The sequence below is a fragment of the Alphaproteobacteria bacterium genome (genome assembly GCA_019695395.1).
Classification (GTDB): domain Bacteria; phylum Pseudomonadota; class Alphaproteobacteria; order JAEUKQ01; family JAIBAD01; genus JAIBAD01.
Genome location: JAIBAD010000001.1, coordinates 20,001 through 46,996 on the forward strand (window position 1 = coordinate 20,001; position 26,996 = coordinate 46,996).

22 protein-coding genes and 1 tRNA gene (1 of these 23 only partly in view) are annotated in these 26,996 nt (G+C 34.6%); 5 read left to right on the forward strand and 18 right to left on the reverse strand.

The features are described 5' to 3' along the window. From K1X44_00115 to K1X44_00155, 9 genes are all read right to left on the reverse strand, one after another. Positions 1-831: the 5' portion of a hydroxymethylglutaryl-CoA lyase gene (locus K1X44_00115; protein ID MBX7145691.1), read on the reverse strand. It extends 72 nt beyond the left edge of the window; the window shows 831 of its 903 coding nt (coding positions 1-831); its start codon is at positions 829-831; its stop codon lies beyond the left edge, outside the window. After that, positions 828-2,813 carry an acetyl/propionyl/methylcrotonyl-CoA carboxylase subunit alpha gene (locus K1X44_00120; protein MBX7145692.1) on the reverse strand — a complete coding sequence of 662 codons (1,986 nt, stop codon included), beginning with the start codon at positions 2,811-2,813 and terminating at the stop codon, positions 828-830. Before K1X44_00120 ends, K1X44_00115 begins: the two co-directional genes overlap by 4 nt. Beyond that, positions 2,813-3,595: an enoyl-CoA hydratase/isomerase family protein gene (locus tag K1X44_00125; protein ID MBX7145693.1), complete on the reverse strand. Its 783-nt coding sequence runs from the start codon at positions 3,593-3,595 to the stop codon at positions 2,813-2,815. The genes K1X44_00120 and K1X44_00125 overlap by 1 nt, the downstream gene beginning before the upstream one ends. A gap of 11 nt (positions 3,596-3,606) precedes the next feature. Beyond that, positions 3,607-5,208: a methylcrotonoyl-CoA carboxylase gene (locus tag K1X44_00130; GenBank protein ID MBX7145694.1), complete on the reverse strand. Its 1,602-nt coding sequence runs from the start codon at positions 5,206-5,208 to the stop codon at positions 3,607-3,609. Between the two features lie 3 nt (positions 5,209-5,211). Next, a complete protein-coding gene (locus K1X44_00135; protein MBX7145695.1) occupies positions 5,212-5,892 on the reverse strand; it encodes an SDR family oxidoreductase in 681 nt (226 codons plus the stop codon). Continuing rightward, positions 5,877-6,284 carry a RidA family protein gene (locus K1X44_00140; GenBank protein ID MBX7145696.1) on the reverse strand — a complete coding sequence of 136 codons (408 nt, stop codon included), beginning with the start codon at positions 6,282-6,284 and terminating at the stop codon, positions 5,877-5,879. Before K1X44_00140 ends, K1X44_00135 begins: the two co-directional genes overlap by 16 nt. Before the next feature lie 9 nt (positions 6,285-6,293). Continuing rightward, positions 6,294-7,457: an isovaleryl-CoA dehydrogenase gene (locus K1X44_00145; GenBank protein MBX7145697.1), complete on the reverse strand. Its 1,164-nt coding sequence runs from the start codon at positions 7,455-7,457 to the stop codon at positions 6,294-6,296. A 23-nt stretch (positions 7,458-7,480) separates the two neighbouring features. After that, positions 7,481-9,748: an NADP-dependent malic enzyme gene (locus K1X44_00150; GenBank protein MBX7145698.1), complete on the reverse strand. Its 2,268-nt coding sequence runs from the start codon at positions 9,746-9,748 to the stop codon at positions 7,481-7,483. A 76-nt stretch (positions 9,749-9,824) separates the two neighbouring features. Further along, positions 9,825-9,911 (reverse strand) — tRNA-Leu (locus K1X44_00155). A 95-nt stretch (positions 9,912-10,006) separates the two neighbouring features. Between K1X44_00155 and lipB the strand changes: the two genes are divergently transcribed. Then, positions 10,007-10,657, forward strand: a complete 651-nt coding sequence (lipB, locus tag K1X44_00160; GenBank protein MBX7145699.1) for a lipoyl(octanoyl) transferase LipB — start codon at positions 10,007-10,009, stop codon at positions 10,655-10,657. On the opposite strand, the gene plsY is transcribed toward lipB, so the two are convergent. The 5 genes from plsY to thrS form a co-directional block, all read right to left on the reverse strand. Then, positions 10,650-11,261: a glycerol-3-phosphate 1-O-acyltransferase PlsY gene (gene plsY / locus K1X44_00165; protein MBX7145700.1), complete on the reverse strand. Its 612-nt coding sequence runs from the start codon at positions 11,259-11,261 to the stop codon at positions 10,650-10,652. The two genes, lipB and plsY, sit on opposite strands and share 8 nt — an antisense overlap. Next, on the reverse strand, positions 11,242-12,585 hold the full coding sequence (pyrC, locus tag K1X44_00170) for a dihydroorotase (protein ID MBX7145701.1): 1,344 nt from the start codon (positions 12,583-12,585) through the stop codon (positions 11,242-11,244). The genes plsY and pyrC overlap by 20 nt, the downstream gene beginning before the upstream one ends. Beyond that, the gene (locus K1X44_00175) at positions 12,578-13,522 is read right to left on the reverse strand and encodes an aspartate carbamoyltransferase catalytic subunit (GenBank protein MBX7145702.1); all 945 of its coding nucleotides are present in this window, start codon (positions 13,520-13,522) and stop codon (positions 12,578-12,580) included. Before K1X44_00175 ends, pyrC begins: the two co-directional genes overlap by 8 nt. A 58-nt stretch (positions 13,523-13,580) precedes the next feature. Next, on the reverse strand, positions 13,581-14,090 hold the full coding sequence (gene infC / locus K1X44_00180; GenBank protein ID MBX7145703.1) for a translation initiation factor IF-3: 510 nt from the start codon (positions 14,088-14,090) through the stop codon (positions 13,581-13,583). A gap of 74 nt (positions 14,091-14,164) precedes the next feature. Beyond that, complete coding sequence (thrS, locus tag K1X44_00185) at positions 14,165-16,081, reverse strand: threonine--tRNA ligase (GenBank protein ID MBX7145704.1); 1,917 nt, start codon at positions 16,079-16,081, stop codon at positions 14,165-14,167. Positions 16,082-16,308: 227 nt separating this feature from the next. Here thrS and K1X44_00190 point away from each other — a divergent pair, with 227 nt between their 5' ends. Then, positions 16,309-17,670: a glutamine synthetase family protein gene (locus K1X44_00190; GenBank protein ID MBX7145705.1), complete on the forward strand. Its 1,362-nt coding sequence runs from the start codon at positions 16,309-16,311 to the stop codon at positions 17,668-17,670. 2 nt (positions 17,671-17,672) lie between these two features. Here the strand turns inward: K1X44_00190 and ald are convergent, their stop codons facing one another. Together ald and K1X44_00200 are read right to left on the reverse strand one after the other, a co-directional pair. After that, positions 17,673-18,785 (reverse strand): alanine dehydrogenase, encoded by a 1,113-nt coding sequence (gene ald / locus K1X44_00195; GenBank protein MBX7145706.1) that lies wholly within the window; start codon positions 18,783-18,785, stop codon positions 17,673-17,675. Positions 18,786-18,819: 34 nt separating this feature from the next. Beyond that, a complete protein-coding gene (locus K1X44_00200) occupies positions 18,820-20,163 on the reverse strand; it encodes an aspartate aminotransferase family protein (GenBank protein ID MBX7145707.1) in 1,344 nt (447 codons plus the stop codon). Between the two features lie 180 nt (positions 20,164-20,343). On the opposite strand from K1X44_00200, the gene dprA reads away from it, so the two are divergent. The 3 genes from dprA to K1X44_00215 all read left to right on the forward strand — a co-directional run bounded on the left by dprA (position 20,344) and on the right by K1X44_00215 (position 25,358). Beyond that, positions 20,344-21,540 (forward strand): DNA-processing protein DprA, encoded by a 1,197-nt coding sequence (gene dprA / locus K1X44_00205; protein MBX7145708.1) that lies wholly within the window; start codon positions 20,344-20,346, stop codon positions 21,538-21,540. Continuing rightward, a complete protein-coding gene (topA, locus tag K1X44_00210) occupies positions 21,537-24,173 on the forward strand; it encodes a type I DNA topoisomerase (protein ID MBX7145709.1) in 2,637 nt (878 codons plus the stop codon). The genes dprA and topA overlap by 4 nt, the downstream gene beginning before the upstream one ends. Positions 24,174-24,353: 180 nt before the next feature. Then, positions 24,354-25,358 (forward strand): TAXI family TRAP transporter solute-binding subunit, encoded by a 1,005-nt coding sequence (locus tag K1X44_00215; protein ID MBX7145710.1) that lies wholly within the window; start codon positions 24,354-24,356, stop codon positions 25,356-25,358. Positions 25,359-25,360: 2 nt separating this feature from the next. Here the strand turns inward: K1X44_00215 and K1X44_00220 are convergent, their stop codons facing one another. Together K1X44_00220 and K1X44_00225 are read right to left on the reverse strand one after the other, a co-directional pair. Then, positions 25,361-25,594 carry a sulfurtransferase TusA family protein gene (locus K1X44_00220; protein MBX7145711.1) on the reverse strand — a complete coding sequence of 78 codons (234 nt, stop codon included), beginning with the start codon at positions 25,592-25,594 and terminating at the stop codon, positions 25,361-25,363. A gap of 9 nt (positions 25,595-25,603) precedes the next feature. Further along, positions 25,604-26,983 (reverse strand): formimidoylglutamate deiminase, encoded by a 1,380-nt coding sequence (locus K1X44_00225; GenBank protein MBX7145712.1) that lies wholly within the window; start codon positions 26,981-26,983, stop codon positions 25,604-25,606. Positions 26,984-26,996: the final 13 nt, after the last annotated feature.

Consider the following 26,996-nt stretch of genomic DNA (forward strand, 5'->3'; position numbering starts at 1 on the left):
ACCTATTTGTATTAGTAAATCTAAATTTACAGATGTTTTTATTTCAAGTCCATTAAGCATATATACCAGATCTTCTGTCGCAACATTTCCACTAGCACCTTTGGCATAAGGACATCCACCTAATCCAGCGATAGAAGAATCAATAGTCTTAATACCTCGCTCTAAAACAGCATAAATATTTGCCAAAGCTTGACCATAGGTATCATGAAAATGTACAGCCAAACATTCACGTGGTACATGATTACCAACAATATCAATTAAAGTAACAGCTTGAAATGGGGTTCCTACACCTATCGTATCCCCAAGCGATATTTCATAACATCCTAAATCTAAAAGTTTACGGGCTAATTCTCCAACCTTTTCAGGCGCAATATATCCTTCATAAGGACACCCTAAAACACAAGATAAATATCCACGTACCGGTATTTTATTACGTACGGCTTGTTCGCATACTGGTATAAAACGCTCAAAACTTTCAGTTATCGAGCTATTGATATTTTTTTGCGAAAAAGTTTCAGAAGCCGCTGCAAAAATAGCAATTTCATTTACATTTGAAATCAATGCTTGTTCAAAACCTTTACTATTGGGAACCAAAGTTATATACGTAATATCTTTATACCGTTTAATTTGTCGAAGAACTTTATCGGTATCTGCCATTTGTGGCACCCATTTAGGTGATACAAAACTTCCAACCTCTATCTTTTTAAGTCCACTTTGAGCTAATTGATTAATAAGCCACACCCGGTCTTCTACCGAGACGATTTCAACTTCATTCTGAAGTCCATCTCGTGGGCCAACTTCTACAATGTTTACTTCTTTTGGATACATTATTCTTCTGGATCCAATCCAATAAGTGTTTTTCCTTCTTCTACCATATCTCCTTTAGCAAAAAAAACTTGGCTAATTTTACCTCCAACAGAAGCTCGAATGGTATGTTCCATTTTCATAGCCTCAATTGCAATAAGTGGGTCACCTTTTTTAACTTGGTCACCAACCTTGACCATTAAATGGACAACCTTCCCGGGAACTGGTGCCGTCAGCTGTCCTGTATGCATCGTGTCATCGGTTACTATCTTTAGAAGATCTTTATAAATTAAATGATACGTATGTTCGTGATAATAGAGCGTTATCTCATCATCAAGGACAACAAAAGAATAACAATATTGGTGGCCGTTAATTTCTACACGTATTTGCCTTTTATCATATGACCATTGTTTTAAAAATAATATTTGATTATCAATATCGCATTTTATTTCATGTGTATGATAATCAAGATTTACTCTGTATTCGCGTTCTGCAACATACCATTGCAGATAAGTTTGAGCTGGCAAATTAAGCCGCCAATAATTAAATTTAGACCAAAGAGTGGATTTATTTTTATATGATTTGCTTTTTTGATAATACAACATCCAAGCCAATGATGCTAAACACAAAATAATATTGCTTGGCAAATTATCTTCTAATAAAAGTAAATTTTTATTAACCTCTATAAGATTGGTTGATATATTATCTTGAACAAAATCTTTTAAATTGATTATTTTTTTTAAAAAATCAATATTCGTTGCAATGCCTAAACATTGGCATCTATTTAATGCATGGTTAAGACGATGTAAGGCTTGATCCCGATTTTCTCCCCATACAATTAATTTAGCCAACATTGGGTCATAATAAATTGATATTCTATCCCCTTCAATAATACCACTATCAACACGTATATAATCATTAGATTCAGGAAATAATAAATGTTTAACTAATCCAGATGTAGGCAAAAAATTTCGTTTTGGATCTTCAGCATAAAGACGTACCTCTATCGCATGACCTTGAATTGATAATTGATTTTGTGTCATAGGAAGTGAATGTCCATAAGCAACACAAAATTGCCACCATACCAAATCTTGACCTGTAATCATTTCGGTTACAGGATGTTCAACCTGTAATCTTGTATTCATTTCCATAAAATAAAAATGACCTTGTTGGTCAACAATAAACTCTACGGTGCCTGCTCCAACATACTTAATTGCCTGGGCTGCCTTAACAGCAATGCTGGTTATAGATTTCCGTTGGTCTTCTGATAAAAAAGTGGAAGGTGCTTCTTCAATAACTTTTTGATGACGTCTTTGAATTGAACAATCACGTTCGAAAAGATGAACGATTCGTCCCTGTTGATCACCAAAAACTTGCACTTCTATATGGCGAGGCTGCTCAAGATATTTTTCAATTAAAACTTGATCGTCACCAAAAGCTGCCATTGCTTCCCTACGTGCAGCTTGAAGTAATTCTATAAATTCTACTTCTTTTGTAACTAAACGCATGCCTTTACCACCACCGCCTGCGGAGGCTTTAATTAAAACAGGAAATCCTATTTTCTTTGCTTCTGTTAATAATTTTTGATCAGATTGTTCCGCACCATGATATCCTGGCAACAAAGGAACATCATTTTTTTCCATAATAGCTTTGGCTTCACTTTTGGACCCCATAATTTTTATAGCTGACACAGAAGGACCAATAAAAACCAAACCTGCGTTAATACATGCTTCTGCAAAATCAGGATTTTCTGATAAAAACCCATAACCCGGATGAATAGCTGCTGCCCCTGATTTTTTTGCAATAGAAATAATTTTATTAATATTTAAATAACTTTCTTTAGGAATAGAATCTCCAACATGATACGCTTCATCTGCAAGACAAACATGTTGCGCTTGACTATCAGCATCAGAATAAATTGCAACCGTTTTAATATGGTGTTTTTTAGCTGTTTTGATAATACGACAAGCTATTTCACCACGATTAGCAATAAGTATTTTATTAAACATCATTTTATCTCTTTAATCCAAGAAGGAGATCGTTTATTTAAAAAAGCATTTAATCCTTCTTGACCTTCTGATGAAATGCGAATAGATGCAATTCGCTCTGCCATATCCATATGAAGAGAAGGGGTATCATAGTGTTGTTGTAAATCCAAAATCAATTTCTTTGCTTGAATTTGAGCATATGGTCCTGCTTTTTTTAATTTGATTATTAAATCATTAAGGATAGAATCTAATTCATCTAAAGATGCAAGTTGATGAAGAAGTCCCCAACGTAACGCTTCTTGGGCAGAAAAAAATTCACCCGTTAAAAAATAACGTCTAGCAGCTCTCGCACCCATTACAGATATCACATAAGGTGAAATAACCGCAGGTATTAATCCAAGTTTAACTTCACTTAACGCAAAGCTTGCCTGTTCATCAGCTATTGCAATATCACATGCTGCAATTAAACCTACACCACCCCCAAGTGTCATACCTTGTACTTTAACAAGGGTTGGTTTTGGAAAATGGTATAATAAATGCATGAGACGCGCCAAAGCCTGGGCATCTTTAAAATTATCATCTTTATTATAATGTGCCATTTTCTGCATCCAGTTTAAATCTGCACCAGATGAAAAATTTGGCCCCTCTGATGTTAATACTAATATCCTTATATCTACATCTTTTTGTAATTTCTCTAAAATGTCAGAAAACTTTAAAATCAATTGGTCGTCAAAAGCATTATGTTTTTCTGGACGTGCTAATGTTACAAAAGCAATTTGATCTTTAACAATTAAATCTAACATATTTGTTTTGCCTACATTCTAAAGATACCAAATTTATTTGGATTTTTTGGCATATGCGATACAACAGATAAAGACAAACCTAAAATCATACGTGTATCCAAGGGATCAATAATACCATCATCCCATAAACGTGCCGTTGCATAATATGGATGCCCTTGCTTTTCATATTGGGCACGAATAGGCTGTTTGAATTGTTCTTCTTCTTGTGGGTCCCATTTTTGACCTTTTGCTTCTAAATTGTCACGCTTAATTTGTGCTAAAACATTGGAAGCTTGTTCACCCCCCATAACTGAAATACGTGCATTAGGCCACATCCATAAAAAATTTGGACTATATGCTCTTCCACACATACCATAATTACCAGCACCAAAACTTCCTCCAATAATCACTGTTAATTTAGGTACAGGCGCACATGCAACTGCCATAACAAGCTTGGCCCCATCTTTCGCAATACCACCATTTTCATATTTTTTGCCTACCATAAAACCAGTTATATTTTGCAAAAAAAGCAAGGGTATTTGTCGTGCAGAGCACAATTCAATAAAATGCGTTCCTTTCAAAGACGATTCTGAAAAAAGAATCCCATTATTTGCAATTATTCCTATAGGATATCCATGAATTTTTGCAAAACCACAAACTAATGTTTGGCCATAAAGCTGTTTAAATTCATCAAAAACACTTCCATCTACGAGACGCGCGATAATTTCACGTACATCATAAGGTTCCCTAGTATCTGAAGGAATAATACCATACAAATCTTCAATATCATATAAAGGTTCTGGACCTGCCAATGATACGCTAGGATTAAGTTTATTAAGATTGCGAACACAATCACGCGTTAAAGACAAAGCATGTTCATCATTCAATGCATAATAGTCAGCTACGCCCGAGATACGGGTGTGCACATCCGCACCACCAAGATCTTCTGATGTAACAATTTCACCAGTTGCTGCCTTAACTAAAGGAGGGCCACCCAAAAATATAGTGCCTTGATTTTTAACAATAATTGATTCATCCGCCATAGCCGGTATATAAGCACCACCAGCTGTACATGACCCCATAACAACAGCAATTTGCGCAATATTTTTTGATGACATTCTAGCTTGATTAAAAAATATTCGTCCAAAATGGTCACGATCAGGAAAAACTTCATCTTGCAAAGGCAAATAGGCCCCACCTGAGTCAACAAGATAAATACACGGTAAATTATTTTGTTCAGCAATTTCCTGGGCACGTAAATGTTTTTTAACGGTCATAGGGAAATAGGTACCACCTTTGACAGTAGCATCATTTGCAACAATCATACATTGTTGACCAGAAACTTGACCAATACCCGTCACCAGACCGGCAGAAGACACATTTCCGTCATACATCCCAAAAGCCGCAAGTTGTGATAATTCTAAAAAAGCTGATCCTTGATCCAAAAGCAAATTAATACGATCACGCACAAGCAATTTTTTTCTTTGTTGATGTTTTTGGCGCGCCAGATCATCCCCACCTTTGGACACAGTTTTTACATGCTTTTTAAGGTCATGAACCACAAGATTCATAGCCTCTTTATTGCGTTGATACTTTACATCTTGCTTATTTAAAGTTGTTTTTAAAATACTCATTCTTCACCATGGTAATTTAGAACCATCATAATTTAAAAACGACCCTGTGTCTTGAGGCTTTATTGTATCTATGGTCCGACGTATGGCAGTAACACTTTCATTGACGGTTAAAGGGGCATTTTGGCCACCCATATCCGTTTTAACCCAACCAGGATGAATAGCAACAGCTTTAATATTGTCAGATTTCAAATCAACAGCAAGATTTTTTGTAGCCATATTAAGAGCTGCCTTACTAGTTCGATAGGCGTAATATTGCCCACTTTGGTTATCTTCAATACTACCCATTCTGCTTGTAATATTTACAACAAGTTTTTTATCTCCTTTAAGAAGAGATCCACGAAAATATTCAACCATATGAATAGGGCCAATAACATTTGTGACAAATGTCGATACCCAAGATGTCGTGGATGTTTTACCTAATGTATCTTCAAATGTACCGACCCCAGCATTATTTAGCAAAATATCTAGCTTTTGTGTGGATAATTTTTTAGCCAAATTTTCTATTTGTTTTTCATCTGTAACATCTAATTCACAAATTTCTATATTACCTTTTAAAGATTTAAGATTAGAAGAAGTAGCCAAAGATCTGCAACATGCAATAACATGCCAATCATCTTTTAGATATTGGCGGGTAAATTCAAGACCTAATCCACGACTGGTACCTGTAATTAAGATTGTGGGCATGAACTATTATCCTTTTTTTGTTTAGCTATAATTTCAACTTCAATCTTTACTCTGGGATCAACCAACCCACAAATAATTGCCGTTGTTGCAGGCCGAATTACATTAAAATATTGATGTAATATTGGTCTAATAATAAGCCAATCTGCAGATTCAACTAAATAATATCGCATTTGCACAATGTCTTCCAAGCTTGCACGAGCTTCTTTTAAAGTTGAAATAATATTTTCAAACACTTTATGTGTTTGATCATGAATATTATCAGAAATAAACATCGTTTTATAATCAAACCCTGCTGTAGATGAAATAAAAATCCATCCATCTTCAATAACCGCCCTTGAATATCCTGTGTTATTTTCTAATGTTGAGCTAGAAGATATTAATTGTCTTGTCATTAAATAACCTTATGCTGTTTGTTTAAATAATTCACGACCAATAAGCATACGTCTGATTTCTGACGTACCTGCACCAATTTCATAAAGTTTGGCATCACGTAATAATCTACCCGTCGGATATTCATTAATATAACCATTTCCCCCCAAAGCTTGAATAGCTTCTAAAGCCATCCATGTCGCTTTTTCTGCTGCATAAAGAATAGCACCTGCAGCGTCTATTCTTGTGGTTTTATTTTTATCACAAGCCTTAGCAACAGAATAGACATAAGATTTAGCTGCATTCATTGTTGTATACATATCAGCAATTTTACCTTGCATAAGTTGAAATTCCCCAATAGCTTGCCCAAATTGTTTACGTTCATGAATATAAGGAAGTACAATATCCATACAAGCTTGCATAATACCCAAAGGCCCACCTGATAAAACAACACGTTCATAGTCAAGTCCGCTCATTAAAATATTAACACCTTCGCCCTCTCTACCTAAAAGATTTTCAACCGGAACCTGACAATCTTCAAATACTAATTCGCATGTATTGGATCCACGCATTCCTAATTTATCAAGTTTTTGTGCAGTACGAAATCCCGGCATATCTCTTTCTATTAAAAATGCTGATATTCCACGTGGGCCAGCATTAGGATCCGTTTTTGCATATACAATTAACACATGGGCATCAGGCCCATTAGTAATCCACATTTTTGTTCCATTTAATATATAATGGTCTTTCTTCTTTTCTGCCTTTGTACGCATACTAACAACATCGGAGCCGGACCCCACTTCACTCATAGCCAAAGCCCCAATATAATCACCTGAAATCAATTTTGGTAAAAATTTATCTTTTTGAGATTTGTTTCCATTTCTGCGCAATTGATTGACACATAAATTTGAATGGGCGCCATAACTTAACCCAACACTAGCAGAAGACCTACTAATTTCCTCTACAGCAATAACGTGTTCGAGATACCCCATAGCTGATCCGCCGTAAGTTTCTTCAGCTGTAATTCCAAGTAACCCTAAATTACCCATTTTTTTCCACAAATCTGAAGGAAAATTATTATCTCGATCAATTTCTGCTGCCCTATGGGCTATTTCATTTTGGGCAAATTGACGTACTGTTTCTCGAAGTGAATCTGCAGTTTCACCAAGATCAAAATCAAATAATGTATTGGACATATTTCCCCCTATCATTCATTGTATCAATTTTGACTTGCTCCTACAACAGCAACCGCACTCATATTCACAATACCTCGGGGTGTTGTTGATGGAGACAAGATATGCGCCGATGATTTTAATCCTAAAAGAATAGGACCAATTGATAAACCTTGACCTAATTCTCTTAATAAACCCAATGAAATATTTGCAGCGTCAAGTGTAGGCATAATTAATAAATTCGCTTGACCTTGAAGCTTTGCATTAGGTAATTGTTGCCGTCTTATTTGTTCAGATATAGCAGTCCCCCCCCCAATTTCTCCTTCAATTTCTAAATCTGGAGATTTTTGTTTTACCAGATGATAAGCCTTGCGCATTTTCAAAGCTGAAGGTGTATCTGAACTACCAAAATTTGAATGTGATAATAACGCAACTTTTGGAACAATACCAAATTTACGTAATTCTTCAACAGCTAACAATGTTGATTCAGCAATTTGCTCAGCTGTGGGGTCTGATATAACTTGCGTATCGGCCATAAAAATAACCCCACGTTGTAAAATGAGAACGCTCAAACAAGATAAAGAAGTTACATCTTGGCGTAATCCAATAATATGATTGAGGTGCTCTAGATGGTCATTAAAACGTCCCACCGTACCACAAATCAAACTATCCGCATCCCCTTTTTTAACCATCAAACTTGCAATAATAGTATTATTGGTACGCACTAAAGTTTTAGCCAAATCAGGTGTTACCCCTTTACGTTCCATTAAATGATGATAAAGTTGCCAATAAAGAGGAAATTGCGGATCATCTTCAGGATCTATCAATTTAAAATCCTTACCAATTTTTAATCTTAATCCCAGTTTTTCTAATCTTTTTGCAACAACCCTTGGACGACCAATTAAAATAGGTTCTGCCAATTTTTCATCAACAACTGTTTGTATCGCACGTAAAACTCTTTCTTCTTCACCCTCTGCATAAACTAATCTTAAAGGTTTATATCGTGCTCTCTCAAATAAAGGTTTCATCACTAAACCTGAACGAAAAACAAATTGATTCAGTGTTTGTCGATATACATTAAAATCATTAATTGGTCTTGTAGCCACCCCACTATCCATAGCAGCCTGGGCAACAGCAGGCGCAATTTCGAGAATTAATCGTGGATCAAATGGTCGTGGAATAATATAGTCAGGTCCAAAACAAAGACTTTCACCTCCATAGGCACTCGCTACAATATCTGAACTTTCTGCGTGGGCAAGATTAGCTAATGCTTTCACACATGCAATTTTCATAGCTTCATTAATTGTAGTTGCCCCAACATCTAAAGCACCACGGAATATAAATGGAAAACAAAGGACATTATTAACCTGGTTTGGATAGTCAGAACGACCTGTTGCTATGATAGCATCAGGTCTAACCGATTTTACTATCTCAGGCATAATTTCAGGTTTTGGGTTCGCTAAAGCAAAAATTAAAGGATTTGGCGCCATCAATGATATTATTTCACCTGTCACCACATCAGGTGCAGATAATCCTAAAAAAATATCGGCATCTTTCATTACATCGCTCAAAACACGAGCTTTAGTTTCTTGTGCATAACGTTTTTTACGTTCATCCATTAATTCTGTCCTACCACGCCACACAACACCTGCTATATCTGTAACCGTAATATGGGGAATAGGCATACCAAGATCTACCAATAAATCTAGACAAGCAAGAGCAGCAGCCCCTGCCCCCGAAGTTACCAATTTAACATTCTCAAGCTTTTTACCAACAATTTTTAGTCCATTAATAATGGCAGCCGCCACAATAATTGCTGTCCCATGTTGATCATCATGAAAAACTGGTATTTTCATACGTTCACGCAACCGTCGTTCAACTTCAAAACATTCGGGCGCTTTAATATCTTCAAGATTGATGCCCCCAAATGTAGGCTCTAAACTTGCAATAATATCAACTAATTTTTCAGGGTTTTTTTCAGAAATTTCTACATCAAAAACATCTATACCGGCAAATGTTTTAAAAAGAACTGCCTTGCCTTCCATAACAGGTTTTGCTGCTAAGGGACCAATATCACCTAGCCCTAAAACCGCTGTACCATTTGTTATAACTGCAACTAAATTACCGCGTGCAGTTAAATTTGCGATCTCTGCTTGATTTTTTGCAATTGCTTCACAGGCTGCTGCAACACCAGGTGAATAAGCTAATGCAAGATCACGTTGATTTGCTAAAGGTTTAGTTGCGACAACGGCCAATTTACCAGGCGTTGGATATTTGTGGTAATCTAGGGCACTATCATTAAGTTTATCTGACATAGAATTTATTACGTTAATTGATGAACTTATAGAATACCATATGTGACCCTTACTCTTTAAGACAAGAATCTTTTTATGGTGCGGCCGAGAAGACTCGAACTTCCAAGAGATTTCTCCCACAGCGACCTCAACGCTGCGCGTCTACCAATTCCGCCACGACCGCATCTGGCTTTGCTTTTTTTAATAGAATAGTTTTAAATACTCTATGGAGTTAGCAAATCACAAATAAATTAGCAAGTACAGAACGATTTTTATTTTATGTCTAAAAATTTTGTTGAATGGAAAATAGAAAATAAGCCTATTCCCTATGAAAAGGCTCTTTCTTTTATGGAGAAAAGGGTAGATGATATTAGAAAGGGCATAAAACCTGAAATGATTTGGATCTTAGAACATCCAGATTTATATACCGCAGGAACAAGCGCTCAACAAAAAGACTTATTAGAACCTTCAAAATTCCCTGTTTTCAAAACAGGGCGTGGTGGTCAATACACCTATCACGGGCCAGGCCAGCGAATAATTTACGTTATGCTAAATTTATCTGAACGAAATCCTGATATTAGATGGTTTGTTTCCCAATTAGAAAAATGGATAATAGAAACGTTAAAAGAATTTGGTATCCAAGGATTATGTCACCCGGAAAGAATAGGTATTTGGGTCAAAAGACCTGATAAAGGTATGGGATATGAAGATAAAATTGCAGCCTTAGGTATACGTATAAGAAAATGGGTCAGTTTTCACGGAATTGCTTTAAATATTAATCCTAATCTTGAAAATTTTTCTGCTATTGTTCCTTGTGGAATAAATAATCCTTTTTATGGGGTCACATCTTTTGTTGATTTAGGTTATAAACTAGATGTCAATATCATTGACCAAACTCTAAGAAAAAAATTCCTAAATTTTTTTAATTAGATTTTTGACCAATTTTGGGCTCTATCCCTTTGATGATCCGATAAATATTTTGATAATGGCGTATCCAAACTAAACCCATGATTATTAAAGCAAAAAGAGCATATTGGTAACCTAAAAAAAACCACCCATATAAAGGTGCAAAAGCTATTGATATAAGAGATGCCAAAGAAGACATGCGCCCCAAAAAAGCAACACTTATCCATACACCCATGATTGATACACCCCACAACCCATTAAGTCCCAAAAAAATACCAAGAGCTGTGGCAACCCCCTTACCACCTTTAAATTTAAGCCAAATTGGAAATAAATGACCAATAAAACTGCCAAAACTTGCAATTAATGCCATATCTTTTCCCCAATAAGAAGCTAGAATAACCGCTAATGTACCTTTCAACCCATCTAACAAAAGTGTTGCTATTGCCAGGCTTTTATTTCCTGTTCGCAAAACATTTGTTGCACCAATATTGCCCGACCCCATTTGGCGAATATCACCCAATCCAGCTATTTTAACTAAAATTAATCCAAAAGGTATTGAACCTAATAAATATCCTAAAATTAAACAAAGAAGCCAAGTGAGATTAACATCAACTAATAAATCCGACATCACTTTTTTCCCAATTATATATTAATCTTCCATTCGCAAAAGTATATAGAATATGACCTTGAACCAAACGACCATCAAAAGGTGAATTTTTAGATTTACTTAAAAATTTATCTACGGAAATTTTGTTTGGCTTTTCCAAATCAAATAAAACTAAATCAGCAGGTGCATTTTTTGCAATTCTTCCTTGGGGTAATTTTAAAAGATTAGCCGGATTAGAAGTGATTTTTGCTAATAAATTTAATAAGGGTATCTCTCCCTTATGGTAAAGTTCTAAACTTAACGTAAACAGAGTTTCTAGCCCAACAATTCCAAAAGCAGCTTGATTAAAAGGTAAGCGTTTTGATTCCTGATCTTGGGGGGTATGATCGCTTGCAATACAATCAATAATTCCATCAATCAATCCTTGCACAATAGCCTTTCTATCTTTTTCCTGGCGCAATGGCGGGGAAAGCTTCGTGAAAGTCCTATAATCCCCTATTTCATATTCATTCAAACTAAAATAAGGGGGGGCTGTATCACATGTAACCCTTAAGCCTTGTTCTTTTGCTTTTTTAATAGCTTCAACAGCTGCTGCTGTTGAAATATGCGCCACATGATATCTTGAATTAGTTAAAGTTACTAATTGTAAATCACGCTCAATCTGCATAACCTCTGCACAGGATGGAATTGCTGGCAACCCCAATCTTGTTGCTAATTCACCTTCATTAACACAACCCGAAAATGCCAAACGATAATCTTCCGGATGCTGAACAATTAATAAATCAAATGCACTTGAATAACTAAGTGCGCGACGCATAACAGTTGGGTCATCAACCGCCATTAATCCATCCGTAAAAGCAATTGCCCCACTTTCTGCCAAAAGACCCATCTCACTTAAATCTTTACCTAACAATCCTTTGGTAATAGCCCCATAACAATAGACTTTAGGTGATGTTGTTTGTTGGGCGCGCTTTGTAATAAATTCTAAAACAGAGACATCATCAATAACCGGATTGGTATTAGGTAAACACACCAAACTTGTTATTCCACCAGCAGCTGCAGCCTTTCCTGCTGTTGCAATAGTTTCTTTATGTGTGTAGCCTGGTTCACATAATTGCACACGTAAATCAATAAATCCTGGTGCCACACAATAATTATTACAATTTAATTTGAAAAAATCTTTATTTAATGCTTCATCATGAATATGATAACCTATATCAATGATTAAATCATCTTTGATTAAAATTCCTCCTTGCGTATCCATTCCACTTTCGGGGTCTAAAATCCTAGCATTTAATAAAGCTATAGGTTGGCCATCTTTCAATGTGTTAAGAAAATTATCCATGATCTATACTATTTAATCTTAAATTTCTTGTATACATATCAAGACATGCCATCCTTACAGCAACCCCCATTTCCACTTGTTCTTGAATAAGGCTGCGATGAATATCATCAGCAACTGCACTATCTATTTCCACGCCTCTATTCATAGGACCAGGATGCATAATAAGTGTATTTTCTTTTGCTAAAGCAAGTTTTTTATAATCTAATCCAAAAAAATGAAAATATTCTCGGAATGAAGGTACAAAGCTACCTTGCATACGTTCAGTTTGTAGGCGTAACATCATAACAATATCACAATCTTTTAACCCCTGCCGCATATCGGTAAATACTTCTACGCCAAGATTCTCTATATGTGTTGGCAATAATGTTGGAGGGGCAATAACCCGAACGCTTGCACCCAAAGTAGTTAAAAGATAAATATTTGATCTGGCAACCCTGCTATGTAAAATGTCTCCACAAATAGCAATTATTAAACCTTGGAGTTTACCACAACGTCTTCGAATAGTTAGCCCATCTAATAAAGCTTGGGTTGGATGTTCATGACTGCCATCCCCAGCATTAATAACAACACAATTTACTTTTTGTGATAAAAGATTGACAGCACCAGAATCCGGATGTCTTACAATCAAAACGTCAGGTGTCATGGCATTAAGCGTAAGTGCCGTATCAATCAGAGTTTCGCCTTTTTTAATTGAACTATTATTAAGCTGCATATTAATAACGTCTGCACCTAATCTTTTTCCTGCAAGCTCAAAAGATGTTCGTGTTCGAGTTGAGTTTTCAAAAAAAAGATTAATAACTGTACGGCTGCGTAATATATCACGCCATCTTTTTGTTTGGTGTGAAGTAAGCGTATAAGATTCACTTAAATCTAAAAGAGTCGTAATTTGGTCAATTGATAATCCTTGTATTCCAAGAAGATGCTTACGACTTTCCATTAATTACTATCTATCCCCATTATTACCAAACAAAAAATAGAACCCTATCTTTAAAAAATTATTTCACAGGTGCGACAATCATAACTAATTGTTTACCTTCCATCTTTGCTTCTTGTTCAATCTTAACTTGCTCGCCTAATTCTTGTTCAATTCTTTTTAATACTTTCATTCCCAATTCATGATGCATCATTTCCCGCCCACGAAACTGCATTGTAACTTTCACTTTATCGCCTTCTTTAATAAATTTTATAATTGATCGAAATTTTACATCATAATCATGTTCACTAATACCTGGTCTTAATTTAATTTCTTTAATTTCAATTACCTTTTGCTTACGACGTGCTTCATGACGCTTCTTTTGCAATTCATATTTGTACTTACCAAAATCTAATATTTTACATACAGGTGGACTTGCATTTGGGGAAACTTCTACAAGGTCTAATCCCGCTTGTACGGCAAGTTTTAATGCTTCTTTTAAAGGCAATACACCAACCATATCACCCGATTCATCAACAACTCGAACTGTAGGTACAGTAATTTGGTTATTCACCCGTGGTGTATCACGCAAAACGTCACGGGATACATTATTTTCATTTAATACTTTATTGATAGTTCATACTCCTTAAATAAAATTAATTTTATCTATACTAATGAATTAGGCATTTTTGTTATTATTTTTAACCAACTTAACGTTTCATCAAGTGTTAATACTTCTTGTCCTTTTTCTTCACCCAATTGGCGTAAAGCAACCATTCTTTCTTCTTTCTCACGTTTACCTAAAATAAATAGAATAGGCGTTTTAGTAAGGCTATGTTCTCTTATTTTGTAAGATATTTTTTCATTTCTTATATCAAGATCACATCGAATACCTTGGTTTTTTAAAAGTTCTAATACTTCATAGGCATAATCTTTTGCTTCATCCGTGATTGTTGTCACAATAACTTGAACAGGTGCAAGCCATAAAGGTAATTTTCCTGCATAATGTTCAAGTAAAATACCAATAAATCTTTCTAAAGAACCTAAAATAGCACGATGTAACATGATAGGATGATGTTTTTGGCCATCGGAACCTATATATACAGCTTGTAGGCGTTGTGGCATCAAAGGATCTAATTGCAACGTACCACATTGCCAACTTCGACCAAGGGTATCTTGTAAATGAAATTCTAACTTAGGGCCATAAAATGCCCCTTCCCCTTTACTAATCTGATAATCCATACCCAAATCATCGACAGCTTTTTTAAGAGAATTTTCTGCTTTATCCCAATCTTCATCGCTACCTATACGATTAACAGGACGATCAGCAAATTTGACAACAATCTTATCAAACCCAAGCTCTTTATAAACCTGTAAAAGTAAATGACAGAATTTTTTGGTTTCTTCTGTAACCTGATCTTCTGTACAAAAAATGTGGGCATCATCCTGGGTAAAGGCCCGCGTTCTCATAATACCATGTAATGAACCAGAAGGTTCATTTCGATGGCATGTTCCAAATTCCGACAACCTTAAGGGAAGATCACGATAACTTGTAATACCTTGTCTGAAAATTTGTATATGCGCTGGACAATTCATTGGTTTTAATGCCAAAGCTCTCTCTTCAGAATGCATAAAAAACATATTATCTTTAAAATTATCCCAATGACCTGATGCTTCCCATAAACTTCGATCAATAACTAAGGGGGTTTTAACTTCTACATACCCATTATTAATAATTTTATTACGAATATAATTTTCTAAAAGACGATATAAAACCCATCCCTTAGGATGCCAAAAAATGCTACCTGTTGCTTCTTCTTGCTGATGAAAAAGGCCCATTTCACGGCCAAGGCGACGATGATCACGTTTTTCAGCTTCGGCTAACATAGTTAAATATTGATCTAATTGTGCTTGAGTTGCCCAACATGTACCATATATTCTTTGCAATTTTGGATTTTTTGGATCTCCCCGCCAATAAGCTCCAGCAACTTTCATAAGTTTGAAAGCTTTGCCCAATTTACTTGTTGTGGGTAAGTGAGGTCCGGTACATAAATCTGTAAAATTACCTTGTGTATAAAGAGTAATCTCTTCATCTTCTGGGATAGATGCTATATGTTCAGCTTTAAAGCTTTCACCTTTTTTGGTAAAAAAATCTATAGCTTCTTTTCGGCTAACCACTTCTCGTGTAATTTTTTCATTACGATCAACAATCTCACGCATTTTTTTTTCAATTACAGGGAAGTCGTCAGGTGTAAAAGGAACATCTCTTACAAAATCATAATAGAATCCTGTCTCTGTTGCAGGTCCAAAAGTTATTTGGGTACCAGGAAATAATTCTTGTACCGCCTCTGCCAAAACATGGGCACAATCATGGCGCAAAAGCTCTAATGCTTCGGGATATTCTGCCGTAACAAATTCTATTGAAGAATTTTTATCAAGTAATGTATCAAGATCTTTGATCACACCATTAATTTTAAGAGCCAAAGCTGTTTTAATTTGTTTTTGTGCTATAGCAACTTCTTTTCCTGTAATTGGCTTATCAAATTGGCAGGATATTCCCCCTGGCAATGTTATGACAATCATTGCACACCAATTAACAAATTATTCTCTAACGATTTAAAAAAGAAATTATACCAACAAAAAATTCTATTTAAGCCCTTCATTATTCCCATCTATATTTATTTCAAATATTGGGTCAATAATTTTTTATGAAAATTATCTGTTTTGTCAAGTATTGCTTTCAAAAAGGCAATATAAGATGTTATTTATAGTTTAACCAAATAAAAATTTTTAATTAATACAGGGAAAAAATGGAACAAAACCTAATTAAAAAAGTAGAATCTTTTCTTATAACCCATGCAACTATTAATGGATTTGATCTTTTATTATCAGATAGTAACGGCGTCATACGTGGAAAACGGGTAAGTAAAGATAATCTTATCAAATCCTTTGTAGAAGGCGTATTAATGCCTGGTTCAATTTTTGCGCTAGATATAACAGGAAAAGATATAGAAGAAACAGATTTACAATGGGGCCAAGGTGATCCCGATCAATTATGCTTTCCTGAAATAAATACCTTAAAACCTTGCCCATGGTACCAAAAACCTAGGGGACAGGTTTTGTTAACTATGTATGACAAACGACAAAATCCTTTTTTTGCTGATCCAAGACAAGTGTTAAAAAAGGTCCTACAACTTTACCAATCAAAGAATTTAACCCCTGTAATTGCAGTTGAGTTAGAATTTTACCTTGTTAATCAAAATTGCACTAATGAAGGGCAATCTTTCTTTACACCTTTAACTAGTAAGTATGATACATCGGCGCAAGTTTACAGTTTAGCACGGCTTGATGATTATAAATCATTTTTTGATGATATTGAGCATTATTCCACTATACAAGATATTCCAGCTGAATCTGCTGTTTCTGAAGCCTCACCAGGTCAATTTGAAATTAATCTTCGTCATGTTGACAATGCAATAATTGCAGCCGATCATGGTGTTTTATTAAAAAGATTGGTTAAAGGGGTTGCTAGAAAACATGGGTTTGAAGCAACTTTTATGGCTAAACCTTTTGCCCATTTAGCAGGAAATGGCATGCATATTCATTTTAGTCTGCAAGATAAAGAAGGTAAAAATATCTTTAATAATGACCAAGAAGAAGGAAGTCATTTTTTACAAAATTCAATTGGAGGGTTATTAGAATTAATGTCAGAATCTATGGCCATTTTGGCACCCAATGCAAATTCATATAGGCGTTTCCAAAACCATAGTTATGCACCAACAAAACCAACATGGGGTTATAATAATCGTACAACTGCCATAAGAATCCCAGGAGGTAATAATGAAGCCAAAAGAATTGAATATAGAGTAGCAGGAGCAGATGCTAATATTTATCTTGTTATAGCTATCATTTTAGCAGCAGCTTATCACGGTATTGAAAACAAAATTAATCCAAGTAAACCAATTCAAGGCAATAGTTATAACAATCACTATCAATCATTACCTAATACATGGCAAGAAGCTCTTAGTTATTTTGAACAATCAAAAATTCTTGCCACTTACTTAGGATCCGATTTTTGTAAATTTTATAGCACATGCCGTCATATAGAACGCAACCGCTTTCGTAGTCTCGTTTCTAATCATGAGCATAATTGGTATCTGCACACTTTATGATTTTATAAAACTTTTTCAGCTGGCATATAGGGCAGTTTTAAAGCTTCGGCTACTGCACGATATGTAAGTTTGCCTTCATGCACGTTAAGACCTTGGCAAAGATGAATATCTTCTTTTAAAGCACGTTTATAACCTTTATTAGCTAAAGCCAAAATATAAGATAAGGTTACATTATTTAAGGCAAAAGTTGATGTCCGAGGAACTGCACCAGGCATATTTGCAACACAATAATGTACAACATTATCTACCAAATATGTTGGATTTGTATGAGTCGTAGGTTTACTTGTTTCAAAACATCCCCCTTGATCAATTGCAATATCTACCAAAACTGATCCAGGCCGCATCTTTTTTATCATTTTACGGGTAACAAGTTTTGGAGCAGCAGCACCCGGGAGTAATACAGCACCAATAACCAAATCTGCATTTGTGACATAAGCTTCAATAGAATCCATTGTTGAATATACTGTATTAAGCTTGGATCCAAACTGTTCATCTAATTCTTTAAGTCGATCTAAAGAACGTTCAATAATTGTTACATGCGCTTCCATACCCATAGCCATACGTGCAGCATGGGTCCCAGAAACGCCACCCCCAATAATAACCACTTTAGCAGCTGATACACCAGGTACACCACCAAGTAATATTCCAGATCCACCTGAAGCTTTTTCCAAACAATGTGCACCCACTTGCACAGACATACGACCAGCAACCTCACTCATAGGGGCTAATAAAGGTAACCCCCCTTTATTATTTGTAACTGTTTCATAAGCGATTGCGACACATTTAGAACTAAGCAATAATTTAGTTTGCTGTGGATCTGGCGCTAAATGTAAATAGGTAAATAATACTTGCCCAGGCCGCAACATCTTACATTCTTGAGGTTGAGGTTCTTTAACTTTTACAATCATATCAGCTTTAGCAAAAACCTCTTTAGCTGATTTTACAATTGTCGCACCAACTGCTTGATAATCTTTATCACTAAACCCTATACCTGCACCTGCCCCTGTTTCTACAATAACCTTGTGTTTATGATAAATAAGTTCCCGCACACTAGCTGGTACCATACCTACACGATATTCATGAGTTTTAATTTCTTTTGGCACACCTATAAGCATTTTTTTCCCCTTGATTAACTGTTAATAACTAAAATTATTCTGATAAAGTCAATAAAACATCGCTAATTGTATTGATTATTTTATCAATTTGATCTTTTTCAATAATTAAAGGTGGCGATAAAGCAAGTGTATCACCTGTCACCCGTATAAACACCCCACGTTCATAACAACGTGTGAAAACCTCAAAAGCTCTTTGTGTAGGATAATTGTTTTTAGGTTGCAATTCAATGGCTGCCATCAATCCAATATTACGTATATCGATAACATAAGGTCTTCCAACCAAACTATGGACAGCTTCTTGCCAATAGTCAGATAATTTATTTGCTCGTTCAAAAAGATTCTCATCTTTATAAATATCTAAAGTAGCTAAACCTGCGGCGACAGCAACTGGATGTCCTGAATATGTATATCCATGAAAAAATTCTATTGTATTTTCAGGGCCTTTCATAAAAGCGTCATATATTTTTTTATGAACGAGCACAGCACCCATAGGAATAGATCCGTTTGTCAAACCCTTGGCAATAGTAATCATATCAGGTATCACATCAAAATAATCAGCGGCAAAACCTTTTCCAAGACGCCCAAATGCCGTTATAACCTCATCAAAAATGAGCAAGATCTCATATTTATCACAAATTTCTCTTAATCTTTTTAAATATCCTATAGGTGGGACAAGAACGCCTGTTGATCCTGCAACTGGCTCTACAATAATTGCTGCAATTGTTGATGCATCATGAAGAGCAACAAGACGCTCTAAATCATCGGCTAATTCTATGCCGAATTTTGGTTGGCCTTTTGTAAAAGCGTTTTTTGTTAAATCATGTGTATGCCTTATATGATCAACACCCGGAATTAATGTTCCAAAAGATTTACGGTTATTAACCATACCCCCAACTGATATGCCACCAAATCCTACACCATGATAGCCACGTTCGCGTCCAATTAATCTTTGACGTGTGCTTTCCCCACAAACACGATGATAAGCTAAAGCTATTTTCAAAGCTGTATCAACAGCTTCTGATCCTGAATTCGTAAAAAATACATGATCAAGATTTTCAGGAGCTATATTGGCTAATCGTGATGCCAATTCAAAAACGGTGGGATGGCCCATATTGAAATTAGGTGCATAATCCATAACAGCAATTTGTTTTTGAACAGCTTCAACAATTTGTGTGCGGTTATGGCCAGCATTTACACACCATAAACCCGCAACAGCATCCAAAACTAATTGGTTATCAACTGTGGTATAATACATACCTTTAGCAGAAGCAAAAAGCCTAGGTTTAGCTTTAAAATGCCTATTAGCCGTAAAAGGCATCCAAAAAGCTTCTAAGTTATTTGAAGTTAAATAGAAATTATGATCAGAAATATTTGACATGATAAATATTATATAAGCATATTCTTACTCTTTTAACTTAGCTTAATAATCTTGTCAAAACAACTCTAGCAAGACAAAAATAAGAATATCATATAGCAAATAGACAAAATTATTTATAACTGTAACAAAATCTTTATATATTTTCTTGACCATAATTTTGTCTTAAGACAATGTCTCTTCATGGATGAAAAACGTATTTTAACGGATCAAGAACGTTTAAATTGGCTTAAATTATCAAGAACCAGCCAAATTGGACCAATTACTTTTAATCAATTAATACAAAAATTTAAATCACCAACAAGTGCACTTGATTATATTTCCGCTCATTCTAATGAGCCAAAATATAAAAACTTTGTCATACCTTCTTCTGGAATTATAGAAAAAGAAATAGAACAATTAAATAAAATTGGAGGCAGATTCATTGCCCAAATAGAGCCAGATTATCCTTATTTACTTTCTACTATTTTAGATGCCCCACCTTTAATTTCAGTATTAGGAAATATTAGTTTATACCAAAAACCTACAATTTCTATTGTAGGATCTCGTAATGCATCTTCCAATGGCAGAAAAATTGCAGAAAATATTGCATCAGAACTTAGTCAAGGTGGATATACTATCATTTCAGGACTTGCCCGAGGAATTGACACTGCTGCCCATGAAGGTAGTCTTGCCTATGGCACAATTGCAGTTGTCGCAGGAGGGTTAAATAGTTTTTATCCACTTGAAAATCAGCAATTACAAAAATCAATTGGTCAACAAGGTTTATTAATTAGTGAAACACCTTTGGGATTGCAACCTCAAGCAAGACATTTTCCAAGACGTAACCGTTTAATATCTGGGTTATCTCTTGGTATCTTAATTGTTGAAGCTACTTTTCAATCAGGCTCCTTAACAACAGCACGTTTTGGACTAGAACAAGGACGAGAAATTATGGCAATCCCAGGATCCCCTTTAGATCCTCGTTGTCATGGAACAAACAATCTTATTAAAAATGGCGCCCAACTTGTTGAAAATGCTCAAGATATTTTGACATACTTGCAATCAATCGCCTTTTCCCTTTATAACAATCAATCAAACTTCTTACCAACAATTCCTAAAAAAGAAGATAAAATAGATAACAAAGACTTTAATTTGAATACCGGCCGTCATTTAAATGATAGTCATAATAAACATATAGAAACCTTATTAAGTACAACACCTATATCAATTGATGATCTTCACCATCAGTCACAACTTTCAATTGATGTTTTAAACATGGTACTCTCAGAAATGGAACTAGCTGGAAAAATTGAAAGACATCCTGGAAATCGCATTTCTAAAGTATTTAATTTAAAAGATAACAAATTGATCTATCAATATACAAAAGAAACATTATGAATATTGTTATTGTCGAATCACCTGCTAAAGCAAAAACCATAAATAAATATTTGGGCAAGGATCATATAGTTATCCCAAGTTTCGGCCATGTTCGCGATTTATCTGTAGGAAATAACTCTGTACGTCCTCATGAAGAATTTAATATGGATTGGGAAATAGATGAACGGGGTGAAAAACAATTAAAACAAATTATAGAAGCTATTCGTTCAGCACATAATCTTATTTTAGCAACAGACCCTGATCGTGAAGGTGAGGCCATTTCATGGCATATCAGGCAAGAATTAGAAAAAAGAAAAAACGTAAATCTTAATAAAATCAAAATCCAACGTGTTGTTTTTTATGAAATTACACAACCTGCTGTTCTTAAAGCTATGGCCGAGCCAAGAGAATTAGATCAAAATTTAATTGATGCTTACTTAGCACGAAGAGCTCTCGATTATCTAGTTGGGTTTACTTTATCCCCTTTATTATGGCGAAAATTACCTGGCAGCAAATCCGCGGGACGTGTTCAATCTGTTGCTTTAAGATTAATATGTGAACGAGAAACTGAGATCGAATTATTTCGTCCTCAAGAATATTGGTCTGTCAATGTAAGTTTAGAAACAGTTCAGGCAAAAAAATTTAATGCGAGATTAACCCATCTTAATGGAAAAAAACTTGAAAAATTTGATCTTTCAAATTCTACACAAGCTCATCATGCTGCAGAAATAATAAAAAATTCCAAAAAATTAATCATTAAAACTATTGATAAGAAAACTGTCCAACGACACCCTCTCCCACCCTTTACAACATCAACGCTTCAACAAGAATCTTCTCGTAAACTTGGGCTAAGTGCTATGCAAACTATGCGGTTAGCTCAAAAACTTTATGAAGGCGTTGATCTTAAAGGAGAGACAGTTGGTTTAATTACTTATATGCGAACTGATAGCGTCAATTTATCACAAGAAGCTTTACTTGCGTCACGTAAATATATTGAACAACACTGTGAAAAAAATTATTTGCCTGCACAACAGCGTCACTATAAATCATCTATCAAAAATGCCCAAGAAGCCCATGAATCAATAAGGCCAACAGATATTTTTCGGCATCCAAAAGAAATTGGTAAAATTCTTCAGGATGATGAAGCACGGCTTTATGAACTTATATGGAAACGAACTGTCGCAAGTCAGATGGCTTCTGCTGTCATGGATCAAGTTGCTGTTGATATACAGGATCATAATCATACCTTTCAATTAAGGGCTAATGGATCAATTTTAACTTTCGATGGGTTTCTTTCTTTATATCAAGAAGATTTTGATGATCCAAATGATGATGATAATGAAAGTTCAATTTTACCAGCTATGCTTGAAGGGCAAGAAGTGTATCAAAAAGATATACAACCCAAGCAACATTTTACCTTACCACCACCACGTTTTACAGAAGCAAGTTTAGTAAAAAAATTAGAAGAGCTAGGTATAGGCAGACCCTCTACTTATGCGTCGATTTTACAAGTTCTTCAAAATCGTTCTTATGTGAAATTAGAAAAGAAAAGATTCATTCCTGAGGATAATGGTCGTTTGGTTACAACTTTTTTAATTAACTTTTTTGAACATTATTTTGCGTATGACTTTACAGCATCATTAGAACAACAACTTGATGATATAACCAATGAAAGAATATCTTGGAAAAATGTTTTAAAGAATTTTTGGTCCTCCTTTAGCACCCTTAATAAAGATGAACATAAAGAAGTTCTGTTATCGGTTGAAGAAGCTATTAATAATCTTGATAAAATGCTGGGTAAAAGAAGTGATATTATTGACGTTATGAATGATAGTCTTGGGCCCTATTTATTTCCACAGACTGATCCAAATACCAATCCTCGTGCTTGCCCTGCCTGTAGTGATGGAATATTAAGCATTAAATTAAGTAAAAATGGTTCTTTCATTGGTTGTTCAAATTATCCAAATTGTACATACACAAGATCCTTACATTTTGGGACAACAACAGATAATTCAGAAACCAACCTAGACACCCAGCCTAAAATTTTAGGCCATGATCCAAATACTCAAGAACCTATTAGTTTAAGAAAAGGTCCCTATGGTTTTTATGTGCAGTTAAGTGAAGTAACTGAAGATAAAAAAAAGCCAAAAAGAATAGCTCTACCTAAAACTCTTGCACCAAGCGACTTAACTTTAGATCAAGCATTGATTTTACTTTCATTACCCCGTGATATTGGTATAGATCCACAAACCAATGAAATGATTACTGCGGGCATTGGACGGTTTGGGCCTTATTTAAAAAGAGGTGATTCATATATCTCGCTCAAAAATGATGATGTTCTAACTATAGGACTTAATCGGGCAGTTATTTTATTTAATGAAAAACCTGCCAAATCTAAAACCACTAAACAAGGCAAAACTGTTGGAACACATCCTGATGATCAAAAAGCAATTACTTATCATGAAGGGCGCTTTGGTCCTTACTTGAAATACGGAAAAAATAACATTAAATTGCCAGAAGGGATAAATTTTGATAATATTGATATAGACAAAGCACTTGATGTTATTAATAGTTCTATGTCAAAAAAGAATAACATTGCTACTACTAGTAAGAAAAAAACTACGCCGAAGAAAAAAGCTACATCTAAAAAGTAATTTTTACTTGAAAGAAATAATATTAAACGTTTAATAATATTATATTATTTAATACTATATATTTAATAATCAGAAAGTTTCAGTTAGTAAAATATGTTTAAAAATATAATAGGCTCACTTATCCTAAAAAAGATATCAAAATTTTCCAGTTGTCATAATAACAAATTAAGCACTCTTTGTGTGCGTATAGCAATATGTTTTATTTTATCTGCCGTACCAATTTATATGGCATGGTCACAAATTACAGGACAAGATATAAAATTTTTTAGAATTGGAACTGGTGCTAGCGGAACATCTTTCTTCCCACTAGGTGGCATTATTGCGTTAGCAATCAGTAATCCTCCTGGCTCTAGAGAATGCACGCAAAATTTAGCATGTAGCGTTCCTGGTTTAATTGCTGTTGCTCAAACAAGCAAAGGATCAATTTCTAATATTGAAGGATTAACAACTAAACAGTTTGAATCTGGATTAAGTCAATCCGATATAGCATTATGGGCTTTTCAAGGTGAAAAGCTTTTTCAAGATAAAGGTGTAATTTCGAAATTACGCGCTATTGCCAGTATTTTTCAAGAAACGGTTCATATTTTTGTTCGGGCTGATTCAAATATCAGTTCTATTATGCAACTGAAAGGGAAAAAAATTTCTATAGGTGAACAAAACTCGGATAGTTATTTAACAAGCAAATTAATTTTGGAAGCCTATAATTTAACTGAACCTTTAATTACTTTAGATTATAGTAACGCCAAAGCTGGATTAGACAAATTACAATCTAAAGAAATTGATGCTATTTTTATTTTAGGAGGTACGCCACTTCCTATAGTTAATGATTATGTGCAAGCCTCTTCACTTAAATTATTATCAATTGATGGTGAACAAGCAGAAAAATTCCGATCTCAATATCCTTTCTTTTCTATTGATATTATTCCGGGTGGAACTTATCGGGGCATATCTAATACGGTAACGTTAAGTATTGCCACATTATGGCTTACTTCTTCAGATATGCCAGAAGATCTTGTTTATCAAATTACTAAAAGTTTATGGTATAAAATTACCAATAAAAAGATTGATGAAAATAATCCTATTGGAAAAAAAATAAAAATTGAAACAGCTTTAGTTGGAATTCCTGTTCCACTTCACCCTGGTGCTGCAAGATTTTATACTGAATTACAAAAGCTTGCAAAATAATATTATTTTTGAAGTATAATAATTGATACTTTTTCTTCTGTATCAATTTGTATCAATTTATACCCAGTTTGATGACAAAAATGCTTAAAATCATCAGGTGCCTTAGGATCATCAACTGTTATATGAATTTGCTCCCCATCAAACATAGATTGCATTATTTTACGTACCCTAAGTACAGGTAAAGGACATTTCATACCTTGAGCATCAAAATATGTAATTTTTTTTTGCTGAAACATTTTATTTTTTTACAGGCCGTTATATAATAATAAAATTCCTTTAAATTTTTCAAAAATTTCTTCTTCTTTATCATGATAAAAATTTTTTACAACCCATTTACCAGAAACCATAACATCTTGAACCGCATTATAGTTAGTTGAAAAAATAAAACTATCTATTAATTGATTATATGTTTTATTGTATAAATTTGGGTTTTTATTATTTAAAATAATAAGATCTGCTTGATTATTGACTTGAAGTCCGCCGATAGACCTAGCCAAAGCCCGAGCCCCACCTTCTACTGATTTTTTCCAGAGATTTAAGGCAAGTGAAGTATCAGATCCTATCAATAAAATTCTTTGCTGATTTATTAATCTCTGCCCATATTCTAACCATCTTAATTCTTCTATAGGATTAATAGAAATCTGACTATCAGAACCAATCGCCATAGTGCCACCTTGGTTTATATATTTATGTGCAGAAAATAAACCATCCCCTAAATTTGCCTCTGTTGTGGGACACAATCCAACAATTATTTTAGATCTTATTAAACTGTTGATCTCATTATCTGAACTATGGGTCGCATGTACAAAACACCAAGAATTTCCCACAGGATAACGCTCTAATAACCACGCAATTGGACGGTTTTTTAAATAATATAAAGCTTGTTCCACTTCTTGTATTTGCTCAGCTACATGAATATGAAAAGGAAGATTTTCATATTTTTTTTGTTGAAACTTGACTATTTCATCAAGTAAATCAGGAGATACAGCACGTAAACTGTGAGGAGCAAATCCAACATTAATTTTAGAACTATCTCTATATTGGTTATATAGTTTTTCTATTAAATTCAAATATTGATCTAAGGAAAGAGAAAATCTTTTTTGAGCTTGTGATAAAGGTGTTTGACCAAAACCACCCCAACTATATAAAACTGGTAACAAAGTCATACCTATGCCTGTATAAGTTGCGGCTTCAATTAAATAATTAGAAATTTCAGCTATATCTTGGTAAGGTGCACCATCCCTATTGTTATGGAGATAATGAAACTCCCCCACTGAGGTATAACCAGATTTTAACATTTCAACATAAGTTTGAGATGCTATCACATGAATCTGATCCGGCGTTAAATGATTAACAAGATAATACATTTTTTCTCGCCAAGACCAAAAAGTATCTTTTTTGCTCTCAATCTTCTGTTCTGCTAAGCCAGCTAACATTCTTTGAAAAACATGTGAATGAACATTAGGCATACCTGGTAAAACAGGACCATTGCATTGTTCATAGTTAGACTTATACGAACTATTAGATGTCAGTTTAGTAATTATACCTTTTGAATTAATTTCTATGACAACATCTTTTGCCCAACCTGTTGATAATAATGCCATAGAAGCAAAAAGTGTTTTCATGTTATTATTTTCC